The organism is Amycolatopsis sp. SID8362, assembly GCF_010550475.1.
Classification (GTDB): domain Bacteria; phylum Actinomycetota; class Actinomycetes; order Mycobacteriales; family Pseudonocardiaceae; genus Amycolatopsis; species Amycolatopsis eburnea.
This window is the reverse complement of record NZ_JAAGNB010000300.1, coordinates 1-10,142: the sequence shown is the minus strand read 5'-3', so window position 1 is coordinate 10,142 and position 10,142 is coordinate 1. Positions and strand designations below refer to the sequence as shown.

The 10,142-nt window shown below is 71.6% G+C and carries 12 protein-coding genes and 1 pseudogene; 4 read left to right on the top strand and 9 right to left on the bottom strand.

Features of this window, described 5'->3' with window-relative positions:
- Both G3I65_RS10175 and G3I65_RS10170 read left to right on the top strand, forming a co-directional pair.
- Window positions 1-730: TNT domain-containing protein (locus tag G3I65_RS10175; protein WP_160695872.1), on the top strand; the 730-nt coding region annotated here is incomplete at its 5' end.
- The gene (locus G3I65_RS10170; protein WP_003105220.1) at window positions 730-990 is read left to right on the top strand and encodes a hypothetical protein; all 261 of its coding nucleotides are present in this window, start codon (window positions 730-732) and stop codon (window positions 988-990) included. The genes G3I65_RS10175 and G3I65_RS10170, both read left to right, overlap by 1 nt.
- On the opposite strand, the gene hisN is transcribed toward G3I65_RS10170, so the two are convergent.
- Window positions 987-1,772 carry a histidinol-phosphatase gene (hisN, locus tag G3I65_RS10165; protein WP_160695871.1) on the bottom strand — a complete coding sequence of 262 codons (786 nt, stop codon included), beginning with the start codon at window positions 1,770-1,772 and terminating at the stop codon, window positions 987-989. The two genes, G3I65_RS10170 and hisN, sit on opposite strands and share 4 nt — an antisense overlap.
- Window positions 1,773-1,814: 42 nt before the next feature.
- Between hisN and G3I65_RS10160 the strand changes: the two genes are divergently transcribed.
- On the top strand, window positions 1,815-2,510 hold the full coding sequence (locus G3I65_RS10160) for a response regulator transcription factor (RefSeq protein ID WP_086862134.1): 696 nt from the start codon (window positions 1,815-1,817) through the stop codon (window positions 2,508-2,510).
- 3 nt (window positions 2,511-2,513) lie between these two features.
- Window positions 2,514-3,797, top strand: a complete 1,284-nt coding sequence (locus G3I65_RS10155; RefSeq protein WP_160695870.1) for an ATP-binding protein — start codon at window positions 2,514-2,516, stop codon at window positions 3,795-3,797.
- Here G3I65_RS10155 and G3I65_RS10150 read toward each other — a convergent pair.
- The 8 genes and pseudogenes from G3I65_RS10150 to G3I65_RS10115 form a co-directional block, all read right to left on the bottom strand.
- On the bottom strand, window positions 3,794-4,426 hold the full coding sequence (locus tag G3I65_RS10150; RefSeq protein ID WP_160695875.1) for a response regulator transcription factor: 633 nt from the start codon (window positions 4,424-4,426) through the stop codon (window positions 3,794-3,796). The genes G3I65_RS10155 and G3I65_RS10150 overlap by 4 nt on opposite strands.
- Before the next feature lie 119 nt (window positions 4,427-4,545).
- Window positions 4,546-5,190 (bottom strand): response regulator transcription factor, encoded by a 645-nt coding sequence (locus G3I65_RS10145; protein ID WP_160695869.1) that lies wholly within the window; start codon window positions 5,188-5,190, stop codon window positions 4,546-4,548.
- Between the two features lie 18 nt (window positions 5,191-5,208).
- Window positions 5,209-6,063, bottom strand: coding sequence for an NAD(P)H-binding protein (locus G3I65_RS10140; RefSeq protein ID WP_160695868.1), 855 nt, complete (start codon window positions 6,061-6,063; stop codon window positions 5,209-5,211).
- Window positions 6,064-6,073: 10 nt separating this feature from the next.
- Window positions 6,074-7,363: an MFS transporter gene (locus tag G3I65_RS10135; protein ID WP_203612336.1), complete on the bottom strand. Its 1,290-nt coding sequence runs from the start codon at window positions 7,361-7,363 to the stop codon at window positions 6,074-6,076.
- Window positions 7,364-7,569: 206 nt separating this feature from the next.
- On the bottom strand, window positions 7,570-8,064 hold the full coding sequence (locus G3I65_RS10130) for a GNAT family N-acetyltransferase (RefSeq protein ID WP_160695867.1): 495 nt from the start codon (window positions 8,062-8,064) through the stop codon (window positions 7,570-7,572).
- A 4-nt stretch (window positions 8,065-8,068) separates the two neighbouring features.
- Window positions 8,069-8,596: a GtrA family protein gene (locus G3I65_RS10125; protein ID WP_163046664.1), complete on the bottom strand. Its 528-nt coding sequence runs from the start codon at window positions 8,594-8,596 to the stop codon at window positions 8,069-8,071.
- Window positions 8,597-8,634: 38 nt separating this feature from the next.
- Window positions 8,635-9,132: a GtrA family protein gene (locus tag G3I65_RS10120; RefSeq protein WP_160695866.1), complete on the bottom strand. Its 498-nt coding sequence runs from the start codon at window positions 9,130-9,132 to the stop codon at window positions 8,635-8,637.
- Window positions 9,133-9,142: 10 nt separating this feature from the next.
- Window positions 9,143-10,142 (bottom strand): annotated as a pseudogene (locus G3I65_RS10115) (RNA polymerase subunit sigma); the annotation flags it as partial.

Below are 10,142 nucleotides of genomic sequence, written 5' to 3'. Positions count from 1 at the left end.
CCCGCCGCCCCCGGTTTCGCCGGCGCCGATCGCGCCCGCGCCGGTGCCGCCGCTGGGCTCGCCGCGCACCGAGCGGGAAAGCGTTGTCGCGCTGTTCCTGGTGCACATGTTCCCGATCGGGCACCTGCCGGTCGCCATGGACCGGCCGGCGCGGCAGCTGCCCCTGCCGGACAACCCGGACGGCTTCGGCCCGAACGACCACCCGGACGCCCGGCTGATCTTCGACGACCAGGCGCTCACCAACGTCACGGCGGGCTTCCGCCGGTCGCCGACCGCGCCGTCGCGGCCGGTGCCGCGGCACCTGACCGAGGGCTACGTGCCGTACGCCCACGCGACGCAGGCGGTGTGGATCCGCCGGTTCGTCGTCGGGCACAGCGAACTCGGGCCCGAATACGCGTGGCCGCCGGGCGAGGACTACCCGGAGGGCGGCGTCGACCACGGCGAGCCGGTGATGGTCCCGATGAACACCGTCCTCGACCGCTTCGGCCCGGCGTACGGGCGCGTGTTCTTCGCCGACGGCACGCCGTTCGCGGAACGCTCGCTGCCGCCGGGGATGCTGGACGCCGAGTACCGCCGGTACGTCGTGGTGCGCGCGGTGCCGATGTGGCGGGCGGAGACGGCGAACTGGTTCGGACAGGTCGGCGGGGGTACCCGGTACCGTGCGCTGCTGGCCGCGGACGAGCTCGTGACCCTCGGCTACCTCGCCGAGGCCAAGGGGGAAGACGATTGATGAACACCCAGTCGATCCAGCGCTGGCTAGGCGTGCTGGGCGTGCCGCCGGAGGTCGTTTCGCTCGGCGCCGAGGTCGACAACGCCTGGTGCCTGATGCAGGGCGAGGACGAGGCGTGGGAGGTGTTCTGGCGGGAGCAGGGCAACCGCTACGACTGGGCGCGGTTCACCAGCGAACAGGTGGCGTGCCACTACCTCTTCGGCCGGCTGGCCTGGGCCCAGGTGGCGCGCGGCGCGGTCGGCCTGCTCCCGGGTTCCTAACGCTTGAGGATCGCCAGCGCCTCTTCGTGCAGGAGGCCGTTGGTCGACAGCGCGCTGCCGTTGTCGTAGCGCCCGACACCGTCCAGGTCGCTGAACCGCCCGCCCGCCTCGGTGACGATCACCTGCGCGGCGGCGACGTCCCACGGGTTCACGATGCACTCCGCCGCCACGTCCAGCGCGCCTTCCGCGACCAGGACGTGCGACCAGAAGTCGCCGAACGCACGGGACTCCCAGCACGCGTTCACCAGGTCCAGGTACTTCTCGCGCGAGTGGTACTCGACCCACGAGTTCAAGTCCGTTGTGGACAGATAAGCGTCCGAAAGGGACGAAACGCCGGAAACCGACAGCCGGCGGGTCCCCGCGGAATCCGACGAGAACGCCCCGGCTCCGGTGGCCGCCCACCAGCGGCGGCCCAGCAGGGGCGCGCTGATCAGGCCGACCACCGGGTCGCCGTCCTCGACGAGCGCGATCAGCGTCGCCCAGACGGGTACGCCGCGGAGGAAGTTCTTGGTCCCGTCGATCGGGTCGAGCACCCACGCGCGGCCCATCGCCGCCGACCCGCCGCGCTCCTCGCCGAGCACCGCGTCGGCGGGGCGTTCCGCCGCCAGCAGCGCGCGGATCGCGTCCTCGACCGCGGTGTCCGCGTCGGTCACCGGCGTGCGGTCGGGTTTGCGCGACACCGCCAGGTCCAGGGCGCGGAACCGCGCCGTCGTGATCGCGTCGGCGGCGTCAGCCAGCCGGGTGGCGAGGGCCAGATCATCTCCGTAGCCAGGCACGGTCACGATGGTTTCACGCCCCCGCGCCGTAGAGTTGACCAGGTGAGCATGGTCCTACTTGCCGAAGACGATCCGGCCATCGCCGAACCGCTCTCCCGCGCCCTCGAACGCGAGGGATACGAGATCCACGTCGTCACCGACGGCCCTTCGGTCCTCGACGCCACCGCCGCCCAGCGCGTCGACCTGCTCGTGCTGGACCTCGGCCTGCCCGGGATGGACGGCCTGGAGGTGTGCCGCAGACTGCGCGCCAACGGCACCGAGCTGCCCGTCCTGATGCTCACCGCCCGCACCGACGAGGTCGACTTCGTCGTCGGCCTGGACGCGGGCGCCGACGACTACGTCGCCAAGCCGTTCCGGCTCGCCGAGCTGCTGGCCCGGATCCGCGCGCTGCTGCGCCGCCGGGTGCCCGAGGTGCTCGAAGCGGGCGGGGTGCGGATGGACGTCGGCGCCCGGCTCGTCACCGTCGACCTGCACGAGGTGCAGCTGGCGAACAAGGAGTTCGAGCTGCTGCGCGTGCTGATGAGCCGCGCCGGGCAGGTCGTCAGCCGCGACGAGATCCTCGCCGAGGTCTGGAACGACCTCGAGTCGAAGACGTCCAAGACCCTCGACATGCACATGTCCTGGCTGCGGCGGAAGCTCGCCATCGCCGCCGACGAAGCCGCGGGCCGCACCAGCAAGGCCCACGACGGCGAACGGCGGATCGCGACCGTCCGCGGCGTCGGCTTCCGGTTCAACGCCGAATAAGCCGTGCGCCGCCGCATCCTGCTGGCCATCCTGCTCGCGGTCGCCGTCACCGCGGCGGTCCTCGGCATCCCGCTCGGCATCGTGGCGAGCTGGCAGATCGAGTCGAGCTACCGCGAGACCCTGGCCGAGAACGCCCGCGCGGCGGCGGCGATCCTCGACACCGAGATCGCCAACGGCCAGGAGATCGACCTCGACCAGGTGCGCGCCGCCGTCCCGGTCAACGGGCTGCTGACCGTGCGGGCCAGCGGGCAGATCGAAAAGCGCTACGGCAGCGACCCGGGCAGCGACACCGTCACAGAGACGGCCGACCTCGCGCGCGACGGCAAGGTGGAGATCGCCGTACCCGCCGGGCCGATGCACGAGCGGCAGACGACGGTGACGCTCGTCGTCGTCCTGCTGGTGCTGCTGTCGATCGGGACCGGCGCGGTGGTGGCGATCGCGACGGCGCGGCGGCTCGCGAAACCGCTGCGGCACGTCGCCGAACGCGCGGCCCGGCTCGGCGGCGGCGACTTCCGGCCCGACCCGAGCCGCTACGGCGTCGGCGAGCTCGACATGGTCGCCGAAGCGCTGGACGCGTCCGGCACCGCGCTCGCCCAGCTCGTGCAACGCGAACGCCAGCTCGTCGGCGACGTCTCGCACCAGCTGCGCAGCCGCCTGACGGCGTTGCAGCTGCGCCTGGAACCGCTCACCGTGCACCCGGACGAAGAGGTGGCCGACGAGTCGAAGGCCGCCCAGGAACAGGCCGACCGGCTCGCGGAGGCTTTGGACGAGCTGCTGGCGGCGGCGCGCGCGGCGCGTGAGGTCGGCGCGGAACCGGTCGACCTGCCCACGCAACTGCCCGAAATGGCGCAGGAGTGGCGAGAACTGCTTCGCTCGGAGGGCCGCAACCTCCGGACGCGCGTGGCCGACGGGCTGATGGCGCGCGCCACGCCCGGCCGGCTGCGTGAAGTCATCGGGGTCCTGCTCGACAACGCGCTGCGCCACGGCTCTGGCACGGTCACGCTGGCCGCCCGCCGCGGCGACGCCGAAGGCACGGTCGTGATCGAGGTGAGCGACACCGGCTCCGGTGTCCCCGACGAGCTCGCCCCGCACATCTTCGAACGCGGCTTCTCCGGCGGCGGCTCCACCGGCGTCGGCCTGGCGCTGGCCCGGGCGCTGGTCGAGGCCGACGGCGGGCGGCTGGAGCTGTCCAACCGCCGCCCGGCCGTCTTCAGCCTCTTCCTCAAGGTGCCGCGGCCCAGCGACGTCCCGGAAGTCCGCTGGCCCGCCGAACGCGTTCCGCGCTAGATCAGCCCTTCACGCAACGCGTAGGCGACGGCGTGCGACCGGTTGCGCAGCTGGAACCGGTTGGTCACGTCGTGCAGGATGCTCTTCACCGTGCGCTGCGAATAGCACAGCTGGTCGGCGATCTCCTGCGTCGAATACCCCGCCGCGACGAGCCGGAGCACCTCCGTTTCCCGGTTGCTCATCCCGCCCATGTGCAGGCCCCGCGGCTGGAGAACCTGGCGCTGCAGGCGGGAAACCCGGTTGAGCAGCCTGCCGAGCAGGTCCGGCGGAAGCGCGCCCTCGCCCGCCGCGGCCGCCTTGATCAGCCGGACGAGCACCTCCGGCCCGGCGTCGGCGCGGCGGGCGACCGCGCAGACGCCGTGCTCGACGGCGTTGAGGATTTCGTTGTCGTCGACTTCGCCCGCGATCAGCACGATGCGGGTGAAGCCCTGGTGGTGCAACGCGGACAGCAGCTGGGTCATCGTCTCGTCGAGCCGGTCGGCGACCAGCAGCGCGACGACGGCCGGGCCGGGCGAGTCCCCGTCGACCACCCGGACTTCGTCACGCGAACGCAGCGCCACGCAGACGCCGTTGTGCAGGATCGGATCGGTGGCGCGGACCACCACCGGAGTCCGCTCGGATTCGAACATCGTCACCCATTCCCCTCGAACGGTGCGGAGGGGGTTCATCCCCCACGTCACCACAGTGCCCGCAGAGGTGTCCCGGGCGCATGGGACCGGCGTCCCGATGTTGCCCGGGAGGCTGCCCGTCAGGACCGGCCGAGGCCCGCGTCCCTGGCCCGGACGATCGCCCCGGCGCGGTCGGTGACGTGCAGCTTGGCGAAGACGTTCGAGATGTGGTTGCGGACGGTCTTGGGGCTCAGGCACAGCGTGTTCGCGATGACGCTGTTGCTGTGCCCGGCCGCGATCAGCGCCAGCACTTCGCGTTCGCGCGTGGTCAGTTCCGGGAACACCGGTTCGCTGGCCGGCGCGGGCTGGTTGAAGAAGCCGAGCACGCGGTTGGCGATGTCGGGCCCGAAGATGGCTTCGCGCCGGGCGACCGCCTGCACCGCGCGGATGATCTCGTCCGGCTCGGCGTCCTTGAGCAGGTAGCCGCGGGCACCGGCGCGCATCGCCGCGAAGACCGACTCGCTTTCGTCGGCCATCGTCAGCATCAGCACGCCGGTGCCCGGGTTGGCCGTCACGATGTGCCGGGCCGCCTGGATCCCGGACAGGTCGGGCAGGTGCAGGTCCATGACGACGACGTCCGGCCGCAGCGCGGCGGCGGCGTCGACCGCGTTCGCGCCGCTGGCGGCTTCGCCGACGACCTCGATCCCCGGTTCGTTCCCCAGCAGGGTCACCACGCCGAAGCGGAACAGGGGGTGGTCGTCCACGACCAGGACGCGCAGACCCATCCCGTCACCTCCCCGCCGTCACCCCCCGTAATGGTAGGCGAATGCGGCCGCGTTCTCACGTGCCCATTCCGCGAAGTTCAGCGGCGGCCTGCCGAGCACGCGTTCCACGGTGTCGAAAACGACGTGTTCGCGCTCGGCGGACTCCCGCTTCAGCGCGAAGAAACCGTCGACGGCCTCGGCGGGCCAGCCGTACTTGCGCATCATGCGCTCACGAGCGGCGCTTTGCGGTTCTTCACAGAATTCGATCGGGCGACCGAGAACTTCGGAAAGGATCGCGACCTGTTCCGCGGTGGTGAGGGCTTCACCGCCGGTGAGCTCGTAGGTCGCGCCTTCGTGGTCCGCCGTCGTGAGGGCGAGGGTCGCGACCGCGGCGATGTCCCGGACGTGGACCAGCGCGGACGCCGGGTCGCCTTCGGGTACGTACACGGCGTTCTCCTCGCGGATCGAGTCGCGCCAGGCGAACCGGTTGTCCATGAAGGCGCCGGGCCGCAGGATCGTCCAGGCCGGCCCGGCTTCGCGGATCGCTTGCTCGGCTTCGGCGTGGGTGCGCGTGATCGGGTCCGTCTGTCCGAAGTGGACACCGGTGGTGGACAGCTTGACGAGGTGGCTGGCTCCGGCCCGGGCGGCTGCCCGGGCGACGGCCGCTTCCCGGTCGGCGCTGTGCCCCTGGGTCAGCACGAACACGCGGTCCGAGCCGTCGAGGAGTGCGGGCAGGTCGGCGGTGTCCAGGTCGCCCTGGACGACTTCGGCACGCGGGTCGATCCGGGCGTTCGCCGGGTCGCGGGTCAGGGCGCGGACGGCGGCGCCGGCGTCGAGGAGGGCGGGAACGAGGGCGCGGCCGACCTTGCCGGTGGCGCCGAGTACGAAGATCATCGTGGTTCTCCTAGCGGTGGAGGGGGACGTGGGGGAGCGCGAACGCCGTGACGAGGGCGAGCGCGAGCACGGGCAGCAGGGCGAGGAAAACGCCGTGGGCGCCCGCGGTGTAGGCGAACCCGAGCGCGACCGGCCCGAGGGCCGAGCCGAGCGCGCGGGCGAGGTTGACCGCGGCGGCGACCGCACCGCGATCACCGGCCGGCGCGGTGTTCTGCGTGGCCAGCGCGAGCACCTGGAGGTTGAGGCCCGCGGCGAGGCCGAAGACGACCAGGCAGGCCAGGACTTCCGCGAGGCTGTGCAGCGTCGTCAGGCCGAGCACCGCGAGCAGGCCCAGCGCCATGCTGAGCCGCGGCGCCCACCGGTAGGCACCGGTGCGGGCGATGACCTTGCTCGCGACGACGGAGGACAGCGCGACGGCGAGCGTCATCGGCACGAGCAGCAGGCCGCCTTCCGCGGGACCGGCGTCGGCCTGCAGGTAGCCCGCGATGTAGTTGACCGAGCCGAGGAACGAGAACCCGGCGAGCACGCTGAGCACCACGGACACGGTGAAGGTCCGGTCCCGGAAGAGCCTGAGCGGCAGCACGGGCGCTTCGGCCCGGCGTTCGACCACGACGAACGCGATCGCCGCGACGGCCCCGAGCGCGACCGACCACGGCGTCAGCAGCGTGAACCCGGTGATCGCCGCGCCGAGGAGGACCACGCCGGTGAAGTCGAACGGCGCGTCCTTCCGCCGTCGCGGCAGTTCGAGGGTGGTGAGGCAAGCCGCGGCGACGAGACCGAGCGGCAGGTTGACGAGGAAGATCGACCGCCAGCCGGCGAGCCCGGTCAGGAAGCCGCCGGCGACCGGCCCGGCCAGGGAGGCGACGGCGAAGCAGATCGAGAACCACCCGAAGTACTTCGCGCCTTCGCGGGGCGAGAACATCTCGCCGAGCGAAGCGCCTACGGAGACGAAGAGCCCACCCGACCCGGCGCCCTGCAGCACCCGGCCGGCGATGAGCAACCCGGCCGACGGCGCCAGCCCGCAGACGAGCGAACCGGCCACGAAGAGGGCGAGCGCGCCCAGGAGCACGCGTTTGCGGCCGTGGACGTCACCGAGCTTCCCGTAGAGGGGAGCGGTGACGCTGCCGGCGAGCAGGTAGGCGGTGGTGACCCAGGCGTAGGCGCCGGTCCCGCCGAATTCGGCGGAAATCCGGGGCAGCGCGGTGGCGACGGCCTGTGCGTCGAGCATCGCGAGGAAAACGGACAGGAACAGGCCCGTGAGAGCCGTTTTTCGGGCGCGCTGAGGCGCGATGGTGTGCAAGAGAAGTCCTTGATTCGTCAGAAGGGACGAGAGATGCGGACGCGCGGGAAACGCGTCCCGTCGAGCCGGGAAAAGGGTTTCATCGTCACCCGCTGGGCGGGTGCGACCTCTTCGCGCTCGGAAATCACCTCGAATCGTCCCGCTCGCCCGGCCGAACCCGGACGGCGTCCTCACGAAGGAACACTGACGAAGATGACTGTAGACAACTACATGTCAAAAGACAAGGAGTTTTCGATCCAGTACCGCCGGACCCGCTGATCCGGCGACGCTTCGAGCACGCCGCCGTTGCGCTCGATGGTTCTCGCCGAGGCGGCGTTGTCCGCGGCGCAGACCAGCAGGACTTGGGCCATGCCCAGGGTGCGCGCTTCGTCCAGCATCCGGCCCAGCGCCCAGCTCGCCACCCCGCGTCCGCGCGCGGACGGCCGGATGCCGTAGCCGACGTGGCCGTACCGCCGGACGAAGTCGTCGAAGCCGTGCCGCAGCGCGATCCCGCCGAGCACCCGCTCGTCCTCGAGGATCCAGCGGTAGGTGCAGGCCTCGACGTCCAGCCTGGCCAGCCAGGCCGCGAAACCGGCGGCGGTGCCGACCTCGTCCGGCTCCTGGAGGCCGAAGCCGTCCTCGTGCGCACCCGGACCCCACTCGGCGTGCGCGTCCCGCCAGGCGGCGTGCCACCGGACGTCGGGGGCGATCAGCTCGGGCAAGCGCTCAGCGCAGCCGCGTCACCGTGTCGCTGTCCCGCCGCCGCTCGCCCAGCTCGTCCGGGAAAACCCACTTCTTGAAGCCCCAGAACCGGAAGAACATCGCGAGCAGCATGCCGATGATCGACCCGCTCGCGAAGTCCGCGACCTCCTGCACCAGCCGCGTCACGTGCGGCATCTCCAGGTGGAGCACGTACCTCGACACGTACAGCGGGATCAGGTTCACCACGACCGCGACCCCGCTGATCACGAAGAACAGCGCTGCCTCGTGGTGGCGTTCGCGGCCGCCGCGGGTGCGGAAGGACCACTCGCGGTTGAGGATGTACGACACGATCGTCGCGACGATGATCGCGATCGCCTTCGCGGTGGTCGGTTTCGGCTCCAGCACCGTCAGCTTGAGGACGTACCAGACCCCGTTGTCGACCAGGAACGTCGTGCCGCCCACGATCGCGAACTTCAGCAGCTCCCGGTGCTTGATCAGCACCGAACGCAGTGGTTCCGGCGTGCGCTTGAGCACGGTTTCCACAACGGTCACACCACGCAGTCTAGGAGTACACCGCGATGACCTGTGGTTCAGGCGGCTTTCCGGTCCTGAATGTCCGGATCCTCCGCGACCACGGCGAGCCGCGCGTCCTCGTCCGGGAACACCCACTTCTTGAACGCCCACCAGCGGAACGCCGTCCCCAGCAGCGTCCCGATGACGATGCCGCTGACGAAGTCGGCCACCTCGACGCCGAGCGGCGACAGCCGCGGGACCTGCAGGTCCAGCACGTACCGCGAGAACCACTGCGGCAGCGCGTTCAGGCCCAGCGCGATGCCGCTGAACAGGAAGAACAACGCCGCTTCGTGCGCCCGCTCCCGGCCGCCGCGAGTACGGAACGACCACTCCCGGTTGGCGACGTAGGAAAAGATCGTCGCGACCAGGACGCCGAGGATCAGCGCCGTCACCGGGTGGGTCCGCAGCACGGTGAACTTCAGGCCGTAGTCGACGGACATCGTGATCACGAAGCTGATCCCGCCGACGACGGCGAAGCGGAGGAGCTCGCGATGCTTTTTCAGCAGCTCGCGCACCGCGCGGACGCTACCCCGTGAGCCAGCCGAAGCCCTTGTCGGGGGTGACGGTCGGCTGCTTCGGGCCCGGGTTCGTGCCCGGTCGCGGCGGCGCGCTGGACGTGGTCGTCGACGCCGGGGGCTCGCTCGTCGGCTCGGTCTCGGCCGTCGTCGGCGGGGTCGACGAAGGCTTCGACGGAGCCGGTTTCGACGGCTTCGTCGGGGTGGTCGACGTCGACGGCGAGGTGGTCGTCGGCAGCGGGTCCTTGCCGCACCAGTGGTGCCAGCAGCCGAAGTCGACGGTCACCGGCGGCGCGGACGCCTTGCCGAGCGTCGCGGTGATCGTCACGCGCCCGTCGTCGGGACGGCCCTTCAGCCGCACCCACAGGTTGACGTGCTGGCCGGGGGCCAGCGCGCTGCTCGTCGTGCAGGTCGCGCCCGCGCCGGAGGACGTGCAGGGGAAGCCGCGCAGGCTCCACCACTGCTGGAGCGGGTGGTCGAAGGTGACCGTGACCGGCTTGGTCGTCTCGCCGGTGTTGCGGACGCGCACGTAGACCAGCGGGTTGCGGGTCCACGGGAACGCCGACAGCCCGTCGCCCTGCGCTTCCAGGACCACCGCGTCCGGCGGCTGCTTCACGGTGACGTTGACCTTGATCTGGACGTTCACCTGCACGCCCGCGGTGACCGACCCGGTGACCACGCCGCCCTCGGCGTCGTCGTCGGCCTTGAGCCGGAAGTTCAGCGTGGCGCTCTGGCCGGGCTCGAGGCCGCTGCCGGTCTTGCAGGTGACCGTGCCGTCGCCGCCGGGGCAGTTCACCGTGATCGGGGCGCTGCTCTGCGCGAACGCCATCGGCGCGCCGCCGCCGGCCGCGTCGACCGCGTGCACGCCCCGCGGCAGGTTCAGCGTCGCGGATACCGGCTGGGACACGCTGCCGCCGTCGTTGCGGACGGTGATCGGCAGGTTCGCGGTGGAGCCGGGGGTCAGCTCGACGCCGCCCGGCGGGGTCGTCGCGGACACCGACGGCGGGGCC